Raw genomic sequence first — 20,339 nt, forward strand, 5'->3', positions numbered from 1 at the left:
TTCGCTCCGCTTCACTTGGCCTTCACGCGGCGCACGTGTTCTTCGAGCTCGGAGAACGACGGACGCTCGGTCGAGAACAGCACCTTGCGGCCGAACTCGACCGCGATCGCCGGCGCATAGCCGTTCAGCGTCGCGAGGATCGTCACCTTGATGCACTGGAACATCTTGGTCGACTCGGCCACCCGCTGCTCCGCGAGGCTCGCGAGCGGCCCGATCAGCCCGTACGACAGCAGGATCCCGAGGAACGTGCCGACCAGCGCCTGCGCGATCATCGCGCCGAGCACCGCGGGCGGCTTGTCGGCCGACGCCATCGTGTGCACGACGCCCATCACGGCCGCGACGATCCCGAACGCCGGCATCGCGTCGCCGACGCGCATCAGCGCGTGCGCGGGGCCTTCGCCTTCCGTGTGGTGCGTCTCGATCTCCTCGTCCATCAGGCTTTCGATCTCGAACGCGTTCATGTTGCCGCCCACCATCAGGCGCAGGTAGTCGGTCAGGAATTCGACGATGTGGTGATCGGCGAGGATCTTCGGATATTGCGTGAAGATCGGGCTCTTTTCCGGATCGTCGATGTCGGCTTCGAGCGTCAGCGTGCCCTCCTTGCGTGCCTTCGCGAGCAGCACGTAGAGAAGCGCCATCAGCTCCATATACACGTCCTTCGTGTATTTCGAGCCCTTGAAGAGCGTCGGCAACACGCGCAGCGTGGCCTTGATGGTCTTGCCGCCGTTGCCGAGGATGAACGCGCCGACGCCGGCACCCACGATCATCAGGATCTCGATGGGCTGGATCAGCGCGCCCAGATGCCCGCCTGCCAGCGCATAACCGCCGAAGACGGACAACAGCGTCACGAGTGTTCCCACGATAATCAGCACTGCCTGTCCCTCACGAAAGACCGGCGGGAAGACCGCCGTTAAACAGGTTTACGGCAGTCGGCAGGAAAACTTTCGCGGCCGCCCGGCGGCAGCCCGACGGTGTTTACCAGCAATGCGTGGACGATTCGCGCGGCCCTCGGATGTCGCTCGCGGCCCGCCCGGCCGAGCTCAGGCCACGGCGGCGGCCAGTTCGGCGCGCGCGGCGGCGGCCTTGCGGGTCTTGCCGGCGCGCGACGGCGGCTGGCACAGCCCGCACACGAAACCTTGATGCGGATCATGCGCATGGGCGACGAAGTGGCCGCCGCAGCGCGTGCACGGCGTCATCTGCAGCATCCCCGAATCGAAGAAGCGCACCAGCGTCCACGCCCGCGTGAGGCTCAGCGCGGCCTCGTCGCCGGACAGGTTCACGTGCTCCAGATACAGCCGGTACGCCTTCACGATCGACTGGATCGGATCGCAGCGGCCGTGGTCCTGCATGAACCGATACATGTTGTAGAACAGCGACGAGTGGATGTTCGGCTGCCACGTCATGAACCAGTCGGTCGAGAACGGCAGCATCCCCTTCGGCGGCGACACGCCCTTCAGTTCCTTGTACAGCTTGATCAGACGGTCCCGCGACAGGCTCGTCTCCGCCTCCAGCAGCTGCAGCCGGGCGCCCAGTTCGATGAGTTCGATGGCGAGGGTGATTTCCTTCACCTCGATCACGACGCTTTTGCTTGCCATGGTGATAACCGTCCGCTTGACGTTGTGCGAATGAATGGCCAATACGCTGCCGGCCGGCGCAGCACGCCGGGACACACGCAAGGCGGGATGGATCAGCGGACGCCTTCGACCTGCTGCCCGGCCATCAGGATGGCCGAGTGGGCGTGCGCGACGACATCGCTGCGGCCCTTGTCGGCGAGCGACGACAGCAGCGCGTGATCATCGAAGCGGAAGCGGCACAGCATCTGGTTCGACGCGGCCAGCTTCACGGTCTGCGCGAGCGTGAGGTTGGCGAGTACGTCGGCGAGTTCCTGGGAAATGCCCATGCGAAACATGCCCATCGCCTTGTCTTCCCGCAGCAGTCGCTGCGCGAGGAGGAGGTACGACAGGTTGACCTCTTTGATCTCACTGAGCATTTCACTGGTAGCGCTCATGATTCCCCCGTTAAAAAGCTGTGCTTTGGCCATTCATGTTATGAAAACGTTTGCTCGATCAGCGCGCACTGGGCGCTCAGTCGGCTCGTTTATAGTCTTACAGGGCGAATTTTGGCCAAACGGGATTTATGTCGGTATCAGCGAAGTGGCGTATGCCATGCAGGATTTGTCTGTAAACCGTGTAGGAATTTTTCCGACAAGGCGAATTGAAAGGAGCCATCGGGAAAACGGGTTGCAACGCGGATTCGGTTGCGAGAGGGCCCGATCGCCGCCGCGCCGGTGGCGGAAGGCTTGCCGGCAAGGCGCCGGCAATCGGATCGGTAAAAATTATAGTGGTTTTTCACGATAGCGCAACAATAGTTATGGCTGTCGCGATTCGCGATTCCGTGCCCTTTTTGTCGGGGTTTTCGCGTATTTCATCGTGTAACAAGCCTTAAGTGTTTGAAAAAACACTCGAACCCCTCAGGGCGATATCGATAATGGACTCCAATGGGCGGCGGCGCGAGCCGTGCCGGCCCGCCCCGCAGCTTGCCGTCCGGCGCTCCGCGCACTCCGCCCAGGGCCCGACCACGTATCGCGAACCGCGTGCGTCGGCAAGTTCCGCAACCTTGTAAGGGATCCGCATCGGCGCCGTCGCGCGCTCGGATCGACACAGGAGAAATCCCATGCGAATTGCCCAGATCGCGCCGCTTTACGAAGCCGTTCCGCCGAAACTCTACGGCGGCACCGAGCGAGTCGTGTCCTACCTCACCGAGGCGCTCGTCGAACTCGGCCACGACGTGACGCTGTTCGCCAGCGGCGACTCCGTCACGTCGGCCCGTCTCGAGGCGGCGTGGCCGCGCGCGCTGCGGCTCGACCCGTCGGTCCGCGATTCGATGGCGCCCCACATGCGGCTCCTCGAGCAGGTCGCGCGGGTCGCGCACGAATTCGACGTGCTGCACTTTCACCTCGACTACCTGCCGTTCCCGCTGATGTCGCGCCTCGACACGCCGTACGTGACGACGCTGCACGGCCGTCTCGACCTGCCGGAGCTGCAGCCGGTGTTCGACGCGTTCCCGGATTCGCCGGTCGTGTCGATCTCGAACAACCAGCGCAAGCCGCTGCCGCAGGCCGCGTGGGCCGGCACCGTGTACCACGGGCTGCCCGACACGCTGCTCACGCCGCAGCCGGACGTGAAGCCCGAATACCTCGCGTTCCTCGGCCGGATCTGTCCCGAAAAGCGTGTCGACACCGCGATCCGGATCGCCGCGCAAAGCGGGCTGCCGCTGAAGATCGCCGCGAAGGTCGACAAGGCCGACGCCGACTACTTCAAGGAAGTGATCGAGCCGCTGCTCGGCCAGGCGCATGTCGAATTCATCGGCGAGATCAACGAAGCGCAGAAGCCCGCGTTCCTGTCCGGCGCGAAGGCGCTGCTGTTCCCGATCGACTGGCCGGAGCCGTTCGGCCTGGTGATGATCGAGGCGATGGCCTGCGGCACGCCGGTCGTCGCGTTCAACCGCGGGTCGGTGCCGGAAGTGATCGAGGACGGCGTGACCGGCTTCATCGTCGAGGACGTGCAGGGCGCGGTCGGCGCGCTGCACCGGATCGACAGCCTGTCGCGCACCGCGATCCGCGCACGTTTCGACACGCGCTTCAGTTCGAAGGCGATGGCGCAGCGCTACGTCGAGACCTACGAATCGCTGTGCGCGGCCACCAAGCAACCGGCATTGCGCCGGGTCGCGGGCGCCTGACACGGAAATCCGCGCGGAAATCGGCGGTAAATCCGCGCGGAAATCGGCACGCAAAAACAAAGAGCCGCATCGTCGATGCGGCTCTTTCCATTTGGCTTTTCGTCACTCGATCAGGAAACGATCGCGGTTTTTGCCGACGATCCAATTCGGCGGCTTGCCGCGCCCGCTCCAGGTTGCACCCGACTTCGGATCGCGGTATTTCGGCGGCAGCGGCGCCTTCTTCGGCGGACGCCCGCGCCGCGCTCGCTCCGCGAAGCCCAGATCCTGGGCCGTCAGCCCATATTCGGCAATCATGCGCTGGACATCGGCGATCACCGCCGCCACTTCCTGGCGCCGCACGTCGTCCGCCTGGGCTTGCAGATCGGCGATCTGCGCCTTGAGTTTCGCGTATTGAGACATTTTTCGACTCCCCTTTTCGATGATGCGGCCCCGGCGAATCCAGCCGGGACACCAACATCCGTTACGTCATCCGCACTGCCGCCCTGCCCTTCGAAATTAATGCTGTCATCTTTAACCGAATCGCCTATATCGAGAATGCGGACTTATTCTAATAAAAGGCATTCGCCAGCCATTCAAATTTAACAATCGTTTACCCTCCCGGGCTCGATTCATTTCCTATAATCCAGACCAATTCCCGGTAGCGCAATAAATCCGTTGCGTCGTCCCGGGTCTTCAACCCACTTGGACGAGGTCCTTACATGAATCTTTCTCAGCGTCTCGCTGCAGAGGTATTCGGCACGTTCTGGCTGGTGCTCGGCGGGTGCGGAAGCGCCGTGCTGGCCGCCGCCTTTCCGGGCCTCGGCATCGGCTTTGCCGGCGTCGCACTCGCCTTCGGCCTGACCGTGCTGACGATGGCATTCGCAATCGGCCACATCTCGGGTTGCCACCTGAATCCGGCAGTCAGCGTCGGCCTGACGGTCGCCGGCCGCTTCCCGGCACGCGATCTCGCGCCGTACATCGTCGCGCAGGTCGTCGGCGCGACGCTCGGCGCGTTCGTCCTGTACCTGATCGCAACCGGCAAGCCGGGTTTCGACGTGGTCGGCAGCGGCTTTGCGACGAACGGCTTCGGCGATCGCTCGCCCGGCCACTACTCGCTCGCCGCGTCGTTCATCTGCGAGGTCGTGATGACGGGCTTCTTCCTGTTCGTGATCCTCGGCGCGACCGACAAGCGCGGCGTGCCGGCCGGCTTCGCGCCGATCGCGATCGGGCTGTGCCTGACGCTGATTCACCTGATCTCGATTCCGGTCACCAACACGTCGGTGAACCCGGCGCGCTCGACCGGCCCGGCGCTGTTTGTCGGCGGCGACGCGATCGGCCAGCTCTGGCTGTTCTGGGTCGCGCCGCTGATCGGTGCGGCACTCGCCGGGATCATCTACCCGCTGGTCGCCGGGCGTGACGACGCCGTCGACCTGCTGCCCGCATCAGCTCGCACAAGCGAATAAAACACTACGGGGTCAAGCGAGCAGAGCAGCGAGCCTCACGCTGTCGAAGAACACGAGGCAGGCAATTTCGACGGGCGCCCCTGGCGCCCGTTTTTCATTTCCGCGCACGGAAACGGCGCCGGGGCGGGCGCTCAGGACACGACGACGTCGTCTTCGAGCGAGAACAGCGTGCGCAGGTGGCGGGCGACACCCGCGTCGAAGTTGTTGCCGATCCGCGGGATGTGCGGCAGCCGCGCCACCAGGTCGGGGTTCGCGTTGTTCATCATGAACGCGTGACCGGCGGTTTCGAGCAGGTCGATATCGTTCATGTTGTCGCCGAACGCGATGCAGTGGCCGGCGTCGACGCCGAGCCGCGCGAGCACCGTGCGCAGCGCGCGCCCCTTCGACACGTTCGCGGTCATCACTTCGAGGCAGTCGGGCAGCGAGTACGTGACGTACAGCGTATCGCCGAACTGCACGCGCATCTGCTCGGCGACGACCGCCAGATCGGCCGGTTCGCCGATATACAGCACCTTCGCGATATCCGCGCCGTCGTGCGCGGCCATGTCGATCACGTCGTACCGGAAGCCCGAATCCTGGTGGAATTCGAGCAGGTGCGGCGCGTCGCGGTCGATCAGCCAGCCGTCGTTGGTGAACAGGTTGACGATCACGCGGCCGTGCGCGCCGGCGACTTCCGGCTGCACGAGGCGGCGCACGATCGCCGCGTCGACGTCCTGCGCGTGGATCCTCGTGTCGTCCGGCGCATGCACGCGCGCGCCGTTCGACGTGATCAGGTACGGCCGGATGCCCAGCACGTCGCGAATGCCGGCGACGTCCGCATAGTGGCGCCCCGTGGCGATCACGAACTGCACGCCGTCGCGGTCGAGCCGGCGCACGGTGTCGATCGTGTACGGGTCCAGCTGGTGGTCGCTGTTCAGCAGCGTACCGTCGAGATCGGTGGCGATGACTTTATACATGGGACGGGAGAGCGGCGCGCGCGGCACGGAGGAAGCGTCATTCTAACGTCGTGCCCGGCGGCGCGCCGGGCGGTTGCCGGCCACGCGCCGCCTGGGGTGCTGCTGCGGCGCGGCATCCATCCCGCTCGCGCTCCGCTCAGCCGCCCTCCGTCGCCCGCAACGCATGCAGCGCGAGCCGCAGCGCGCCATGCGCCGAATCGTCGAGCGGCGCGCGCAGCCGGGCGGCGTGCCGCGCCGGCACGGCCGGCGCGAGCGCGTCCGCCAGCCCGCCGCACAGCGCGACCGGCAGCGCCTGCCGAGGATCGAGCGCGTCGATCATCTTGCCGATCTCGTCGCCGGCCTGCGCGATCAGCGCGCTCGCGACCGGATGCGTGCGATACGCGAACACGATCGGCGCGAGACGCGCGTAGATCGTCTGGTTCGCGTCGCACGACCACTGGACGAGCGCGTCGCGATCCTGCGCGCCCGTTTCGGCGAGCAGGGCCGTGGCGAACGCGTCGCGCGGCACGCGGCCGTCGAGCGCCTGTTGCGCATAGGCGAGCGCGCGCACGCCGAGCCACGCGCCGCTCGCCTCGTCGCCGGACGGAAAGCCGAAACCGCCCGCGATCCGGCACGCGCCGTCCGCATCGAGCGCCGCCGCGATGCTGCCGGTGCCGAGCGCGACGATGAGCCCCGGCGCGCCGCCATGCGCGCCGACGACGGTCGTATACGCGTCGCTCTCGATCGCGAGCGCGTCGAGCGGCGCCTGCGCGCGGAATGCGGCGAGCCACGCCGCGTTGTTGACGCCCGCGAGCCCGCAGCCGAGCGCGCACTGCGACCAGTCGAACGCGAGACCGGCGTGCGTGAACGCGTCCGCGCACGCCGCGCCGATCGACGCCCATGCGCGCTCGATGCCGAGACCGAGTCCCGACGGGCCGCCGCGCCCCTGCGCGAGCTCGCGCCCGTGCCGGTCGGCCAGCACCGCGCGCGTGCCCGTGCCGCCGCCGTCGATGCCGATCGCAAAAAGTAATGCCGCCATGCCTTCATCCCGCTGATTCGAACAGGCGCCAAGCTTAACCGGATCGGCGCCGCGCGCCCATCTGCCGTTCGGCCGGCTATCCCGCCAAAAGGGCTTCCGCTATGCTGGCGCGATCGAATCGATACTGAAAACGAGGCAGACGATGTCGCAGCGGTGCAACTGGGTGAAGACGGAAGCGGACGCTCACTACCACGATACCGAGTGGGGCGTGCCGTCGCACGACGATCGCCACCTGTTCGAAATGCTGATCCTGGAAGGCGCGCAGGCCGGGCTGTCGTGGTCGACTATCCTGAACAAGCGCGCGGGCTATCGCGAAGCGTTCGCCGATTTCGACGTCGATGCCGTCGCGCGCTTCACGCCCAAGCGCATCGAGAAATTGCTGGAGAACCCGGGCATCGTGCGCAACCGCGCGAAGGTCGAATCGGCGGTGACCAACGCGCGCGCGGTGCAGCGCATTCGCGAAGAGCATGGGTCGCTCGCCGCGTTCCTGTGGTCGTTCGTCGGCGACACGCCGATCCAGAATGCGTGGCAGTCGTACCGCGACGCGCCCGCATCGACCGAGCAGTCCGACGCGCTCAGCAAGGCGTTGAAGGCGTACGGCTGCAAGTTCGTCGGCTCGACGATCTGCTATGCGCTGATGCAGGCAACCGGCATGGTCAACGATCACGAAGCCGGCTGCCCGTGCCACGCGCAGTGCGCGGCGCTCGGCGCCAAGCAGCCGGCACGTCGGCGCAAGGCGGGCTGACGGCGCAGGCGCAAACGTGGCGCCGGCGCTGCCCCGCGGCGGTTGCGCCGTCCGCGTGCTGCTTGCTGGTTGCCGCTTGCCGCCTAACCCTTACCGCGCGGCGCGCGACGACGACGTCGCCGGCACGACCGGCCGCGCGCTCCGCGCGGCCCGCGCGCGTGCGCTGCGCTTCTTCACCCAGATGCAGACGCCCGTCACGCTCAGCATCGCGATCACGATGCCGAGCATGCTCACGATCGCCCGTCCGGCGACCCCGGCGATCCGCCCCGAGTGCAGCGGAAACTGCGCCTGCATGAACAGGTCGCCGGCCGAACCGCGGCCCGGCACCTGCGCCGCGACGGGCTTGCCGGTCACCGCATTCCAGTACAGCCACGCATTGCCGAGCCCGACGTCGCCATGGTCGTTGCCCGGCGTGAAGAACCCGACCGCATAGGCGTTCATCGCCGGCGCGAACAGCAGCGCGCCCGGCGGCGCGGCGATCCCCGCGTCGCGGCCGGCCGAGCGTGCGATCTCGACGATCCGTTCGCGCGGCAGCACCTGGCTGCCCGGCCGGGCCGGCGGAAAATGTTCGGGATTCGTATACGGCGTTTCGGCGAGCGGCGAAACCAGCGACACCAGCGGGCGTACGACCGGAACGGCGAGGTTCATCGAGATCGACGTGACCGCGACGACGAGCAGCAGCCCCCACACCCACACGCCGCCCGAGCGGTGCAGGTCGAACACGAGCGGGTAGCCGCCGCGCCGCACGCGGAACGCGAACGACTTGCGCCAGCTTTTCAGGTTCGGAAACGCGAGCACGAGCGCGATCAGGCTGTCGATCGCCCACACGATGCCGACGACGCCCATCACCCAGAACCCGAAATTGATCCCGCCGTACACGGGCAGGAACAGCGAGTAGTGCAGCCGGTAGATGAACGGCATCAGGTCGAGCCGTGCGAGCGACAGTGCGCCCCATTCGCGGCGGCCCTGCACCGCGCCGGTCGCAGGATCGACGGCGATCTGGCTGAAACCGAGTGGGTACGGCCGGCCGGTCGCCGGATCGGTACGCGGCATCACGCCCGCCTGCAGCGTATGTCCCGGTTCGACCGCGAGCGGCAGATAGGTCACCTGCACGCGCGGATCGGCGGCCTCGATGCGCGCCGCGAGTTCGAGCGGCGCAAGCGGCGCCGCGCCGCTGCGCGCGGTATAGAAATCCGGGTTCAGCGCCGCGTCGAGCTCATGGTCCCACGCAATCAGCGCGCCGGTAAGCCCCGCGACGAACAGGAACAGCGCGATGGCGAGCCCGAACCAGCGGTGCAGGCGCACGAGAAACGGTCGCAGGAACGCATTCATCGCGTGCGCAGCGAAAGTAAAGCGGGCCGGCACGCGCGGCGGCCCCGATTCGACGGGATGCAGTCCATTGGATGTCGGGCGCCGCGCGGCGGTCGTCCGGCCCGATCAGGCGAGGCCGGATGCCGTTGTACGCGGCATGGAATTGTTGCGCGGTCGGCGGGTGTTGATACGATCCGCGACATTCTATACCAATGAGAATGATTCTTACTTGCGTTTTTACGCAAGCACGGGCACGCGTGCGGGAGCGCGACAGCCGGCTGCCGGACAGTCGGCGGAAACCGACCCACGGCAACGATCCCGGGGTTTCCCGGCCCGCAAAAGCAAAACGGCGGAGCGGCCTCTTTCGAGGCACACTCCGCCGTTTCGCGGCGAACCGTCAGACGCTCTTAGTGGAGCTTCTTCGGCAGCATCTGGCTGCGCAGGCGCTTGTGCAGGCGCTTGACGGCTGCTGCCTTCTTGCGCTTGCGGACTGCGGTCGGCTTTTCGTAAGACTGGCGCTCACGCAGTTCAGCGATCAGGCCATTTTTTTCGATAGCGCGACGAAAGCGGCGAATCGCCACTTCGAACGGCTCGTTTTCTTTCAGAAGAATCGTCGTCATGTCGTTCCTAAATTGCTTAAACGGTCAAAAACGTAGCGGCCAAGCGCCACGCACCGGCCATCCGAGCGTCCCCACAACAGGCGAAACGAGCGGAAATACGGCCTCGGAGGCCGGAAAAGAGAGGCGGAAAGCACCGCGAGTACGCTTCACAACCGCGTGCAGCGCCGCGTTTGACTGCCAGCAGACATGCCGAAACCGGCAAAGGCGTGACAGAAAATCTCAATTCAGCCCGCCATCATAGCAGGGAATCACAGACAAAACCATCCTTTTGTCGATCGCGGGCAAACGTTCCGCCCAACCGCGCGATTCTCGCGCCACGGCCGCCACGCCGCCCGCCATGCCCCGCGCGCCTTCCCGGCGAAACCGGTCCTTCGGTCCCGAATTTCCTCAAACATCCCTCTAAAGTTTTCGCCGGGTGCCGCCGTCAACCAGGAAAGGCGGGCAGCGCCAGACGCAAAAAGCGCCACGCCGAAATCAGAACCTGTCTGTATCTCAGGCATTTTCCAAAACGAGGAAGCAAATGCTGAACATCAACACCAACATCCTTTCGCTGACGACGCAGACGAATCTGTCGGGCTCGCAAAGCGCACTGTCGCAAGCAATCAACCGCCTGTCGTCGGGCAAGCGCATCAACACCGCTGCTGACGATGCAGCAGGCCTGGCGATCTCGACGTCGCAAACGGCGGCAATCAACGCGCTGACGCAAGGTGTTGCAAACGCGAACAACGGCATCTCGATGATCCAGACCGCCAACGGCGCGCTGCAATCGACGGTCGACAACCTGCAGCGTATCCGTACGCTGGCGCAACAAGCGGGCGACGGCTCGCTGGATTCGAGCGCCCGCGCGAACCTGCAAGCTGAAGTGACGACGCGTCTCAGCGAAATCGACCGTGTCGCATCGCAAACGACGTTCAACAGCCAGACCATCCTGGGCGGCGCCGGCAGCGTCACGTTCCAGATCGGCGCAGCAGCGAACCAGGTCGTTACCGTCGACTTCGGCACGGCGAACTGGAACAGCACGGGCATGAGCGTGAACAGCCTGAGCGTCGCCACCCAGTCGGGCGCGCAATCGGCGATCACGGCGATCGACGCGGCACTGAAGCAAGTCAACACGTTCCAGGCAACGCTGGGCGCAGCACAGAACACGTTCCAGGCTGCGATCTCGACGACGCAAACCCAGGCAACCAACATGACCGCCGCTCGCTCGCAGATCACCGACGCGGACTTCGCGACGGAAACGGCGAACCTGAGCAAGGCGCAAGTGCTGCAACAAGCTGGTATCTCGGTTCTGGCGCAAGCGAACTCGCTGCCGCAGCAAGTCCTGAAGCTCCTCGGCTAATCGAGCAGCACCCGCGGCGGGCCACGTGCCCGCCCGCCTCCGGGCACGGCGGCGTCGCCATGCGACACATCGCGACGCCGCCGAAACCGCCCGGACCGGAATTCTCCAGGGAGGCACGCCTCCCTCTTTGCATTGAACCGCGGCGCCCCGCCGCATCGCGCACGTTGATTGCGCGGACGACCGGAGCAACGGCATGGCCACCACCCCCGTCAGCAGCACGGACATCAGCACCATCCTGGCGAATGCAGGTCAATCGATCATCAGCGGCGCGACCAATTCGACGCTCGACGTCAATACGCTCGTCACGACACTGGTGAACGCGAAGACGGCCGGGCAATTGCAGGCCCTGCAGACCCGACAGACGAACGACAATACGCAGCTGTCCGCGATCGGCCAGCTGAAGGGCGCGCTGTCCGCGCTGCAGACCGCGCTCACCGGCCTCTCGGACGGCACCGCGCTCGGCAGCCTCGCCGCGACGGCGAGCGGCACCGGCATCGCGACGACGATCAAGAGCGGCAGCGGCGCGGTGGCCGGTTCGTATTCGGTCAATGTCACGCAGCTCGCGACCGCCAACAAGCTGTCGTCGGCCGGCGTGACGTCGGCGGACACGATCTCGGCCGGCTCGCTGAGCATCACCTTCGGCAGCAACCCCGCGTTCAACGTCAACGTGGCGGCCGGCGCGTCGCTGTCCGACATCGCGTCGTCGATCAACTCCGCGTCCGGCAATGCCGGCGTCACCGCATCGGTCATCACCGGTTCGGACGGCCAGCATCTCGTGATGCAGTCGAACGTCACCGGTGCAGCCAACACGATCTCGATCACGGGCACCGGCGTCAACTCGAAACTGACGTCGGGGTACACGACCGTCACGCCGGCCGCCGACGCGAAGCTGACGATCGACGGCACGCCGGTGTCGAGCGCGTCGAACAACGTGTCGGGCGCGCTGACGGGTGTCACGCTGGCGCTGTCGCAGGCCGCGGTCGGCACGACGCAAACCGTCACGCTGTCGCAGGACACGGCCGCGGCGACGACCGCGATCAACAATTTCGCGACCGCGTATACCAACTTCGTGAATACCGCGAAATCGCTGTCGAGCTACGACTCGACCGCGAAGACCGCCGGCCCGCTGCTCGGCGACGCGATGCTGAACACGATCAGGAGCACGCTCGCGACGACGCTCAGCAGCGGCGTCACGACGGGCGGCACGACCTATGCGCTCGGCAGCATCGGCATCAACGTGGACTCGACCGGCGCGATGTCGGTCGACACCGCGGCGCTGACCACCGCGCTCAAGTCGAACAGTTCCGCGGTGACGGCGATCTTCAACCAGACGAACGGCATCGCCCAGGCGCTCAATGCGAACATCAACTCGTACACGCAGACGTCCGGCCTGATCGACCAGCGCACCAACGCGATCAACGCCGATCTGAAGAATGTGCAGGGTCAGGCGACGCAGCTGCAGAGCTACTCGGACCAGTTGACCAAGCAATACAATGCGCAGTTCACCGCGCTGAACACGCTGATGGCGACGATGGCGAACAACACCCGCTACCTGACCCAGCTGTTCGGCGGCCAGAACAGCGCCGGCGCGATGGCCAACAACAAGTAAGCGTTGGCCGCCCCCCTTCGGAGCAGAACCATGACGAACGACACCCTGTCCCGCGCCTTCGACCTGACCCGTGCCATGCAGTCGGCGGCCGATGCGCGCGACTGGGTGCGCGTCGCGGCCCTCGCCGACGAACGCTCGCCGCTGCTGATGAACCTGTCCGGCGAGCAGACCCCGGACGTGCTGGACCAGGTGCGGCAGATCATGGCGATCGACGCGTCGATCACGGCGCATGCGCAGACGGACCGTGACCGCCTGGCTGCGGAATTTGCGCAGTCCCGGGAGCGGATCAAGGCCGCGAGCCAGTACCAGAAAGCCGGCATGCTGTGACCGGCCGGGCGTCTCGCCTGCCGCGCATTTCGAATTAAAAGACGCCGCCAGTCGAGCGGTCCGTCGTCGCCGTACCGTCGAGCCGCTTCAATGCGGCTTTTTTTTCGCCTGCAGGCGGGAGCGCGAGCCGGATCGCGCCGGCTACGCCCGCGTCGCCCGCTCGACGGCCGCGTCGATCATCTCGGGCGGCCGGCCCGACGATGCGCGAGCGCGGCTTCCTGCCGTGGCGCGATCCCGCTCGTCACGCGTCGCGGGGCGCCGTCTCGCCGGCCGCATAGCAGGTCCACATGCCGTGCAGCGCGTCCTCGAGGTTGCGTGCGAAGCGCGACGCATCGCACAGCGGCGACGCCAGCGCGCGCTCGCGCAGCGTTGCACGCAGCGTCGCCAGCCCGTCGCGGTCGCGCGCGAACGCGACGGCCTTCGCGAGGTACGCATCCTCGTCTTCCGCGATCCAGTCGCCCATGCCCGCCGCGTGCAGCAGGCTTTCGCAAATGTGCGTGACGAACCGGCTGCCCTTCATCCCGAGCACCGGCACGCCCATCCACAGCGCTTCGGCCGTGGTCGTGCCGCCCGGGTACGGGAACGGGCTCAGCGCGATGTCGATGCGGTTATACGCGCCGAAGTACTCCGCACGCGGCGAACCGCCTTCGAGAATCAGCCGATCCGCGCCGATGCCGTGCCGCGCGAAGCGGTCGAGCGTCGCCCGGTTCACGTCGCCGGCGCCGAGCTCATGGGCCTTCAGCAGCAGGCGTGCGTCCGGCAGGGCGTGCAGGATGCGCGACCACAGCGCGACGACCTCGTCGCTGATCTTGATCAGCTTGCCGAAGCAGCCGAACGTGACGCCGCCATGAGCCGCCATCGGCAGCGGGCCGACCGCGACATCGTACGGCGGCGGCGTGAAGCACAGGTAGCTGTCCGGCAGCCGCCACGGCCGCTCGGTGAAGTGATGCGCCTCGTCGGCCGGTAGCGTATGCGCATCGCCGATGAAATAGTCGATCGCGCGGCAACCGGTCGTCGCGAAGAAACCGAGCCAGCTCGCCTGCACCGGCGCGGGCTTGTGCCCGAAGATCGGCAAGCCGCTCCAGTTGGTGTGGCCTGCCATATCGATCAGGATGTCGATGCCGTCGTCGCGAATCAGTTGCGCGGCCTCCTCGCGGCCCAGGCTGACCACCTTCCTCCAGCTCGCGAAGTTCGGCCTGAGCCGCGCGGTCACGTCGTCCTCGCCGACGAAGGTCACATAGGCATGCGGCTCGATGCGCGACCGGTCGATCCGCGCGAGCACGCTTTCCAGGAAGATGCCGACCGGGTGCTGCCGCAGGTCGCCCGACACGAAGCCGACGCGCAGCGGCCGCCCCTGCGCCTGCGCGACGCGCTGCGCGCGGTCGTGCTCGAACGGGTGCGCGTCGCGCTCGAGATGCTCGCCGTAGCGGCGCGCTTCGGCGACCCACTCCTGCGGCTCGAACGCGGGTGAGCTCGACATGTTGAACAGCATCCGCGAGTACGCGCGATGCAGGTCGTGCCGGATCGCCGAGCGGAACGCATCCAGCGCGCCGGCGAGATCCCCTTTCGCCCACAGGATGTCGCCGAGCGTCATCTGGACCTTCAGCGGATCGATGCCGAGCGCCCTCGCGATCTCGGTGTGCTTCATCGCCTCGTCGAGCTTCTCGAGCCGAAACAGCGCGGCGGCGAGGTTGTGATGCGCGTCGGCATCGTCCGGGTTCAGGTCGATCGCATGCCGGTGGCTCAACTCCGCGGCGGCCAGCAAGTTGAGGTTGTGATACGCGAAGCCAAGGAAGTTGTATGCGTCGGCCAGTTCGGGATCGAGCTCGATCGCACGCCGGCACACCTGCACCGCCTGCCCGTATTCGCCCTGCTGATTGCGCAAATCGCCGAGCCACGCCCATGCCTGTGCATGCGCGGGGTCGATCGCGACCGCGTGCTCGAGCAGTTCGAGCGCCTTGTCGAAATCGCCGATGCGCTGCAGCAACCTTGCCAGCACGCAGTGCGCGTCTGCGTCGCCCGGATCGAGCCCTTCGCGCGCATGGTCGATCGCGCCGTGCAGATCACCGGCCGCGCGCAGCGTCGCGCTCAGCCCCCGGTGCGCGACACGGAAGCCCGGTTGCAGCGCGATGGCGCGACGATAGGCATCCGCCGCATCGTCGAATTTCTCCTGCGCATGCAGCGCGTTACCGAGATTGCAGTACGCATCCGCGTACTGCGGCTGGTGCGCGACGGCCTTGGCGTAGCTCGCGGCCGCCGCCTCGTGCTCGCCCAGGTCCTGCAGCGCGTTGCCGAGATTGTTGTACGCCTCCGCGTAACCGGGGCGCAGCTCGATCGCGCGCGCGCAGCTCTGCATCGCGGCCGCCGGCTCGCGTGCGTCGCGCAACGCGTTGCCGAGGTTGTTGTGCGCCTCCGGATAGTCCGGTCGCAGCCCCACCGCGCGCCGGTAGTGCACGATCGCGTCGTCGAGCCGGCCGCTTTCGCGCAGCATGTTGCCCAGGTTGTTGAAGTACGACGCATCCGGCCGCTCGACGAGCGATTGCTCCATCAGCGCGAGCCCCGCGTCGTACTGCTTCAGCTGGCACGCGAGCAGCCCGAGGAAATGCAGCGCATCCGGCTGGCCCGGCTGCGCGGTGAGGATCGCGTCGTACAGTGTCTTCGCTTCCGCGAGATGCCCCGCCTGATGATGCGCCAGCGCGGACTGCAGCGTGTCGTGGATATCGTTCATGCTTCCTGCTCCGAGTTCGTATAGCGTTGCCACATGGCGAGGAACGCCGCTTCGAGATGCGCCGCGAACCGGCGCGCGTCGCACAACGGCGACGCGAGCAGTTGCGCACGCAGGCTCGCGCGCAGCGCCGCGAGGCGCTCGCGATCGTGCACCGCCGCGATCGCCTTCGCGACATAGCTGTCCTCGCCGTCAGCGACCCATTCGCCCATGCCCGCCGCGTGCAGCACGCTTTCGCAGATGTGCGTGACAAAGCGCCCGCCCTTCATGCCGAGCACCGGCACACCCATCCACAGCGCTTCGGCCGTGGTCGTGCCGCCCGGGTACGGGAACGGGCTCAGCGCGACGTCGATGCGGTGATATGCGCCGAAGTATTCCGCGCGCGGCGAACCGCCTTCGAGGATCAGCCGGTCCGCGTCGATGCCATGCCGCGCGAAGCGCGCGGCGGTCGCGTCGCGCACGCCCTCGCGACCGAGTTCGTGCGCCTTGAGCAGCAGCCGCGCGTTCGGCAGCGCGTGCAGGATGCGCGACCACGCGCGCACGACGTCGTCGCCGATCTTCACGAGCTGGCCGAAGCAACCTAACGTCGGATGGCCGCTCGCCGCCATCGGCAGCGGGCCGACCTCGACGTCGCAGGCCGGCGGCGTGAAGCACAGGAAGCTGTCCGGCAGCCGCCACGGCTTCTCGACGAAGTGATGCGCTTCGGCGTCCGGCAGCGTGTAGCGGTCGCCGATGAAGTAGTCGATCGCGTCGCAGCCGGTCGATGCGAAGAAACCGAGCCAGCTCGCCTGCACCGGCGCGGGTTTCCAGCCGAACACGGGGAGCCCGCTCGACTGCGTATGGCCCGCGAGGTCGACGAGAACGTCGATTTCGTCGTCGTGAATCATCCGTGCGGCCAGGTCCGGACCCAGCGCGGCGATCGAGCGCCAGCCGTTCGCGTGCGGCTTCAGTTTCGCGGTGATCGCGTCCTCCTCGTCCGTGGTCACGTACACGCGCAGGTCGATGCGCGTGCGCTCGAGGTGCGCGAGCACGCTTTCCAGGAAGATCCCGACCGGGTGCAGACGCAGGTCGCCGGACACGAAGCCGACGCGCAGCGGCCGCCCTTGCGCGCGCGCGCGCCGCTCGCGCGGATCGTGCGCATGGCGCGTCGAACGCGCGGCCAGGTGCCGGCCGTAGCGCCGCGCGTCGGCCAGATAGTCGGCGGGGTTCACGCAAGCGGACGCCGCCGCGCTGAACAGCAGCCGGTTCAGCACGGTCGCCGCCACGTCGTCGGCATCGTCGCGCACCAGCGCGAGCGCGTCGCGATAGGCGTGGACCGCGGCATCGACGTTGCCCTGCGCGCGCAGGATGTCGCCGAGATTGACGTGCATCAACACGGCCGGCGGGCCGGCCTGCAACGCCTGCCGGCAATACACGAGCGCCTCGTCGAGCCGCTGCAGCTTCAGCAGCACGACGGACAGGTTGTGGCATGCGCCGGCGTCCGCCGGATTGAGCGTGACGGCCGTGCGATGGCACGCTTGCGCATCCTCGAGCCGGTTCAGTCCGTGATACGCGTTGCCCGCGTGGTTATGTGCGTCGCCGAGGTTCGGCGCGAGCCGGATCGCGTCCTGCGCATGCGCGAGCGCTTCCGCGCAGCGCAGTTGCTTGTGACGCACGGCGCTCAGGTTCGCGTGGGCCATCGCCATCGACGCATCCAGCTCGATCGCGCGACCGTAATGCGTGGCGGCGCCATCGAGGTCGCCCAGATCCTGCAGCGCGTTGCCGAGATTGTTGTACGCCTCCGCGTAACCGGGGCGCAGCTCGATCGCGCGCGTGCAGCTCTGCATCGCGGCCGCCGGCTCGCGTGCGTCGCGCAACGCGTTGCCGAGGTTGTTGTGCGCCTCCGGATAGTCCGGCCGCAGCGCCACCGCGCGCCGATAGTGCGCGATCGCGTCGTCGAGCCGGCCGCTTTCGCGCAGCATGTTGCCCAGGTTGTTGAAGTACGACGCGTCCGGCCGCTCGACGAGCGATTGCTCCATCAGCGCGAGCCCCGCGTCGTACTGCTTCAACTGGCATGCCAGCAGCCCGAGGAAATGCAGTGCATCCGGCTGGCCCGGCTGCTCAGTGAGGATCGCGCCGTACAGCGTCTTCGCTTCCACGAGACGCCCCGCCTGATGATGCGCGAGCGCCGCCTGCAATGCCTGTCCTGTTCCGTCCATCTCGTCTGTCCTGCTCAATAGGGATGCGGTTCGCGTCGGAAGTCGATCAGCCTGCCGCCTTGCCCGATCATCGCGGCCGGCGCCGCAATCCCGTCGCGAGCCATCCCGACGACGGTGTCGCGCACACGCCGCCGGTCGGAACGACGATCGCGTCGGCCGGCGCGGTGTTCGGCGCAAGAGGCGCCATGTTCCGCTTGCCGCCAACGTGGAAATGCCCACGCACGTCAAGTCGCGAGCGGCCTCACACGGATGCGACCGGCGCGGCTTCGACGTGCTGCGCCCACATGCCGTGCAGTGCGTCCTCGAAGTGGCGCGCGAAGCGGGGCGCGTCGCACAGCGGCGACGCGAGCACCTGCGCGCGCAGCGTCGTGCGCAGCGCCGCCAGCTCGGCGGGCTGGCCGACCTGCGCGACGGCCTTCGCGACATACGCGGCGTCGTCGTCCGCGATCCACTCGGGCAGCCGCGCCGAATGCAGCAGGCTCTCGGCGATGTGCGACAGGAAGCGCTCGCCGCGCCGGCACAGCACCGGCACGCCCATCCACAGCGCTTCGGCGGTCGTCGTGCCGCCCGGATACGGGAACGGGCTCAGCATCAGGTCGACACGCCCGTACGCGGCCAGGTATTCGGCGCGCGGCGAGCGGCCTTCGAGGATCAGGCGCTGCGCGTCGATGCCGTGCGCCGCGAAGCGCGCGGCAAGCGCCTGCTGCTCGCGCGGATCGTCGAGATGCTCGGCCTTCACGAACAGCTTCGCGCCCGTGACCGATTGCAGCACGCGCGACCAGACCGCGACGACGCGATCGGTGATCTTCGCGAGCTTGCCGAAATAGCCGAAGGTCGGATGGCCGTTCGCGAGCATCGGCAGCGCGCCGACGTCGACAGGTTCGGCCGGCGGCGTGAAGCACAGATAGCTGTCCGGCAGATGCCACGGCCGCTCGGTGAAATGCGCGGCCTCGGCGGGCGGCAGCACGTGACGATCGCCGATCACGTAGTCGATCGCGCCCACGCCGGTGCTCGCGAAATAACCGGGCCAGCTCGCCTGCAGCGGCGCCGGCTTCCACGCGAACAGCGGCAGGCGGTTGTAGACCGTATGGCCCGCCGCGTCGAGCAGCACGTCGATGCGGTCCGCGCGGACACGCGCCGCCGCCGCTTCGTCGCTCAGGCCGGCGATGCTGGTCCATGTCGAGAAGGCCGGCTTGATGCGGGCGGTCACGTCGTCCTCGACGTCGCGCGTCGGGTACGCATGCATCTCGATCCGGTTCGCGTCGAGATGCTTCAGCATGCTCTCGATGAAATAGCCGACCGGATGCGACTTCAGGTCGCCCGACACGATGCCGACCTTCAGCGGCCGCCCGACCCGGGGAGCCAGGTCGACGAGCCAGTCCGTCCACGGCTTCGCGCAGCGCGTGACGAGTTCGTCGTAGCGCGCGGCCTCGGCGAGATAGGCGTCGTGGTCGAACGCTTCGCTGAAGTGGCTCGCGAACAGCAGGTTGCTGCGCGGCTCCGGCAGTTCGGGGCGCAGCGCGACCGCGTGCCGGTAAGCCTCGAGCGCGGCCGGAATCTCGTTCAGGTCGAACAGCGCATTCGCAACGTTGTTGTAGGCCTGGCCGTTGTCCGGCTTCAGCGCAATGGCCTGGCAGAACGCATCGACGGCCGCGCGGACGTCGCCGGCGAGCCGCAGCGCGTTGCCGAAGTTGTTGTACGCATCGACGTAGTCGGGTCGCAGCTCGATTGCGAGACGGAAGCACTCGGCGGCGGCGGCGTGACGGTTGTCCGCCTGCATCACGTTGCCGAGGTTGTAGTAGTACATCGCGTCCGGCCGGATCTCGATCGCCGCCATGATCAGGTCGGATGCCTCCTGATAGCGCCCGTACTGATGGCCGATCAGGCCGAGGAGGTGAAGCGCGTCCGCGTGCCGGGGATCGGTGTCGAGGATCTGCCGGTACAGCGTCTCGGCCTCTTCCAGCCGTTCGGCCTGATGGTGCGCCAGCGCCTGTTCGATCGTGGCGGCGGCGGGGGAGGTGGGCATCATGAGCTATGTCGTCCTGGTAGCCAATACGGGATTCGAATCGCGGCCGGCGCCGCTGCGTCGGCACACGCCTTCGCCCGCGGATGCACGCACCGACGGTCTCCGACGTGTCCGAATTCTCCACGCGCACGCCGCGTTCCAATTTGGCGAGCAGGTGCTGGAATTGGTCGCTATTCCCGCGACTGCAAGCCGCACCCGCGGGCGCCCCGAATTCGCGCCGGACACGCGCGCATCCATCGAAATGCGGGGTGAAACCACCCGCTAATCCGACATTCGATCCTGGCG

18 protein-coding genes are annotated in these 20,339 nt (G+C 67.2%); 7 read left to right on the plus strand and 11 right to left on the minus strand.

The annotated features are described in order from the left end of the window. Nucleotides 1-11 precede the first annotated feature (11 nt). From motA to flhD, 3 genes are all read right to left on the minus strand, one after another. Entirely contained in the window at nucleotides 12-872 is an 861-nt protein-coding gene (gene motA, locus HWX55_RS31720; RefSeq protein WP_050015994.1) for a flagellar motor stator protein MotA, read from the minus strand. A gap of 168 nt (nucleotides 873-1,040) precedes the next feature. After that, nucleotides 1,041-1,595 carry a flagellar transcriptional regulator FlhC gene (gene flhC, locus HWX55_RS31725; protein WP_050015993.1) on the minus strand — a complete coding sequence of 185 codons (555 nt, stop codon included), beginning with the start codon at nucleotides 1,593-1,595 and terminating at the stop codon, nucleotides 1,041-1,043. A gap of 92 nt (nucleotides 1,596-1,687) precedes the next feature. Further along, nucleotides 1,688-2,008 (minus strand): flagellar transcriptional regulator FlhD, encoded by a 321-nt coding sequence (gene flhD, locus HWX55_RS31730; RefSeq protein WP_011350590.1) that lies wholly within the window; start codon nucleotides 2,006-2,008, stop codon nucleotides 1,688-1,690. A gap of 665 nt (nucleotides 2,009-2,673) precedes the next feature. Between flhD and HWX55_RS31735 the strand changes: the two genes are divergently transcribed. Further along, on the plus strand, nucleotides 2,674-3,738 hold the full coding sequence (locus HWX55_RS31735; RefSeq protein ID WP_050015987.1) for a glycosyltransferase family 4 protein: 1,065 nt from the start codon (nucleotides 2,674-2,676) through the stop codon (nucleotides 3,736-3,738). Between the two features lie 102 nt (nucleotides 3,739-3,840). Here HWX55_RS31735 and HWX55_RS31740 read toward each other — a convergent pair whose 3' ends face one another. Then, on the minus strand, nucleotides 3,841-4,137 hold the full coding sequence (locus HWX55_RS31740; RefSeq protein ID WP_006489320.1) for an H-NS histone family protein: 297 nt from the start codon (nucleotides 4,135-4,137) through the stop codon (nucleotides 3,841-3,843). Between the two features lie 299 nt (nucleotides 4,138-4,436). Between HWX55_RS31740 and aqpZ the strand changes: the two genes are divergently transcribed. Beyond that, nucleotides 4,437-5,180, plus strand: coding sequence for an aquaporin Z (aqpZ, locus tag HWX55_RS31745; protein WP_175978585.1), 744 nt, complete (start codon nucleotides 4,437-4,439; stop codon nucleotides 5,178-5,180). Between the two features lie 131 nt (nucleotides 5,181-5,311). Here the strand turns inward: aqpZ and HWX55_RS31750 are convergent, their stop codons facing one another. Next, nucleotides 5,312-6,136, minus strand: coding sequence for a Cof-type HAD-IIB family hydrolase (locus tag HWX55_RS31750; protein WP_175978586.1), 825 nt, complete (start codon nucleotides 6,134-6,136; stop codon nucleotides 5,312-5,314). A 136-nt stretch (nucleotides 6,137-6,272) separates the two neighbouring features. Then, the gene (locus HWX55_RS31755; RefSeq protein ID WP_175978587.1) at nucleotides 6,273-7,154 is read right to left on the minus strand and encodes a BadF/BadG/BcrA/BcrD ATPase family protein; all 882 of its coding nucleotides are present in this window, start codon (nucleotides 7,152-7,154) and stop codon (nucleotides 6,273-6,275) included. Between the two features lie 142 nt (nucleotides 7,155-7,296). Here HWX55_RS31755 and HWX55_RS31760 point away from each other — a divergent pair, with 142 nt between their 5' ends. Continuing rightward, on the plus strand, nucleotides 7,297-7,899 hold the full coding sequence (locus HWX55_RS31760) for a DNA-3-methyladenine glycosylase I (RefSeq protein WP_175978588.1): 603 nt from the start codon (nucleotides 7,297-7,299) through the stop codon (nucleotides 7,897-7,899). A 90-nt stretch (nucleotides 7,900-7,989) separates the two neighbouring features. On the opposite strand, the gene HWX55_RS31765 is transcribed toward HWX55_RS31760, so the two are convergent. Beyond that, nucleotides 7,990-9,231 carry a PepSY-associated TM helix domain-containing protein gene (locus tag HWX55_RS31765; protein WP_175978589.1) on the minus strand — a complete coding sequence of 414 codons (1,242 nt, stop codon included), beginning with the start codon at nucleotides 9,229-9,231 and terminating at the stop codon, nucleotides 7,990-7,992. Nucleotides 9,232-9,617: 386 nt separating this feature from the next. Continuing rightward, on the minus strand, nucleotides 9,618-9,830 hold the full coding sequence (rpsU, locus tag HWX55_RS31770; protein WP_006401410.1) for a 30S ribosomal protein S21: 213 nt from the start codon (nucleotides 9,828-9,830) through the stop codon (nucleotides 9,618-9,620). A 520-nt stretch (nucleotides 9,831-10,350) separates the two neighbouring features. Here rpsU and HWX55_RS31775 point away from each other — a divergent pair. From HWX55_RS31775 to HWX55_RS31785, 3 genes are all read left to right on the plus strand, one after another. Further along, nucleotides 10,351-11,169, plus strand: coding sequence for a flagellin domain-containing protein (locus tag HWX55_RS31775; protein ID WP_027783219.1), 819 nt, complete (start codon nucleotides 10,351-10,353; stop codon nucleotides 11,167-11,169). Nucleotides 11,170-11,362: 193 nt separating this feature from the next. Beyond that, nucleotides 11,363-12,778 carry a flagellar filament capping protein FliD gene (gene fliD, locus HWX55_RS31780; protein ID WP_175978590.1) on the plus strand — a complete coding sequence of 472 codons (1,416 nt, stop codon included), beginning with the start codon at nucleotides 11,363-11,365 and terminating at the stop codon, nucleotides 12,776-12,778. 30 nt (nucleotides 12,779-12,808) lie between these two features. Next, on the plus strand, nucleotides 12,809-13,105 hold the full coding sequence (locus tag HWX55_RS31785; protein ID WP_175978591.1) for a flagellar protein FliT: 297 nt from the start codon (nucleotides 12,809-12,811) through the stop codon (nucleotides 13,103-13,105). A 241-nt stretch (nucleotides 13,106-13,346) separates the two neighbouring features. Here the strand turns inward: HWX55_RS31785 and HWX55_RS31790 are convergent, their stop codons facing one another. The 3 genes from HWX55_RS31790 to HWX55_RS31800 form a co-directional block, all read right to left on the minus strand. Continuing rightward, on the minus strand, nucleotides 13,347-15,833 hold the full coding sequence (locus tag HWX55_RS31790; RefSeq protein WP_175978592.1) for a tetratricopeptide repeat protein: 2,487 nt from the start codon (nucleotides 15,831-15,833) through the stop codon (nucleotides 13,347-13,349). After that, the gene (locus HWX55_RS31795; protein WP_175978593.1) at nucleotides 15,830-18,028 is read right to left on the minus strand and encodes a tetratricopeptide repeat protein; all 2,199 of its coding nucleotides are present in this window, start codon (nucleotides 18,026-18,028) and stop codon (nucleotides 15,830-15,832) included. The genes HWX55_RS31790 and HWX55_RS31795 overlap by 4 nt, the downstream gene beginning before the upstream one ends. 241 nt (nucleotides 18,029-18,269) lie before the next feature. Further along, complete coding sequence (locus HWX55_RS31800; protein ID WP_175978594.1) at nucleotides 18,270-20,057, minus strand: tetratricopeptide repeat protein; 1,788 nt, start codon at nucleotides 20,055-20,057, stop codon at nucleotides 18,270-18,272. Here HWX55_RS31800 and HWX55_RS31805 point away from each other — a divergent pair. Then, nucleotides 20,056-20,319, plus strand: a complete 264-nt coding sequence (locus HWX55_RS31805; protein ID WP_175978595.1) for a hypothetical protein — start codon at nucleotides 20,056-20,058, stop codon at nucleotides 20,317-20,319. The two genes, HWX55_RS31800 and HWX55_RS31805, sit on opposite strands and share 2 nt — an antisense overlap. Nucleotides 20,320-20,339: the final 20 nt, after the last annotated feature.

The sequence above is a fragment of the Burkholderia sp. BCC1047 genome, assembly GCF_902833155.1.
Classification (GTDB): Bacteria; Pseudomonadota; Gammaproteobacteria; order Burkholderiales; family Burkholderiaceae; genus Burkholderia; species Burkholderia sola.

What these genes read in the sequence shown, in the direction of transcription:
- flhC (WP_050015993.1), bottom strand. Translation starts at nt 1,595, where the DNA reads ATGGCAAGCAAAAGCGTCGTGATCGAGGTGAAGGAAATCACCCTCGCC.
- flhD (WP_011350590.1), bottom strand. Translation starts at nt 2,008, where the DNA reads ATGAGCGCTACCAGTGAAATGCTCAGTGAGATCAAAGAGGTCAACCTG.
- HWX55_RS31735 (WP_050015987.1), top strand. Translation starts at nt 2,674, where the DNA reads ATGCGAATTGCCCAGATCGCGCCGCTTTACGAAGCCGTTCCGCCGAAA.
- HWX55_RS31740 (WP_006489320.1), bottom strand. Translation starts at nt 4,137, where the DNA reads ATGTCTCAATACGCGAAACTCAAGGCGCAGATCGCCGATCTGCAAGCC.
- aqpZ (WP_175978585.1), top strand. Translation starts at nt 4,437, where the DNA reads ATGAATCTTTCTCAGCGTCTCGCTGCAGAGGTATTCGGCACGTTCTGG.
- HWX55_RS31750 (WP_175978586.1), bottom strand. Translation starts at nt 6,136, where the DNA reads ATGTATAAAGTCATCGCCACCGATCTCGACGGTACGCTGCTGAACAGC.
- HWX55_RS31755 (WP_175978587.1), bottom strand. Translation starts at nt 7,154, where the DNA reads ATGGCGGCATTACTTTTTGCGATCGGCATCGACGGCGGCGGCACGGGC.
- HWX55_RS31760 (WP_175978588.1), top strand. Translation starts at nt 7,297, where the DNA reads ATGTCGCAGCGGTGCAACTGGGTGAAGACGGAAGCGGACGCTCACTAC.
- HWX55_RS31765 (WP_175978589.1), bottom strand. Translation starts at nt 9,231, where the DNA reads ATGAATGCGTTCCTGCGACCGTTTCTCGTGCGCCTGCACCGCTGGTTC.
- rpsU (WP_006401410.1), bottom strand. Translation starts at nt 9,830, where the DNA reads ATGACGACGATTCTTCTGAAAGAAAACGAGCCGTTCGAAGTGGCGATT.
- HWX55_RS31775 (WP_027783219.1), top strand. Translation starts at nt 10,351, where the DNA reads ATGCTGAACATCAACACCAACATCCTTTCGCTGACGACGCAGACGAAT.
- fliD (WP_175978590.1), top strand. Translation starts at nt 11,363, where the DNA reads ATGGCCACCACCCCCGTCAGCAGCACGGACATCAGCACCATCCTGGCG.
- HWX55_RS31785 (WP_175978591.1), top strand. Translation starts at nt 12,809, where the DNA reads ATGACGAACGACACCCTGTCCCGCGCCTTCGACCTGACCCGTGCCATG.
- HWX55_RS31790 (WP_175978592.1), bottom strand. Translation starts at nt 15,833, where the DNA reads ATGAACGATATCCACGACACGCTGCAGTCCGCGCTGGCGCATCATCAG.
- HWX55_RS31795 (WP_175978593.1), bottom strand. Translation starts at nt 18,028, where the DNA reads ATGGACGGAACAGGACAGGCATTGCAGGCGGCGCTCGCGCATCATCAG.
- HWX55_RS31805 (WP_175978595.1), top strand. Translation starts at nt 20,056, where the DNA reads ATGAGCTATGTCGTCCTGGTAGCCAATACGGGATTCGAATCGCGGCCG.
- HWX55_RS31800 (WP_175978594.1), bottom strand. Translation starts at nt 20,057, where the DNA reads ATGATGCCCACCTCCCCCGCCGCCGCCACGATCGAACAGGCGCTGGCG.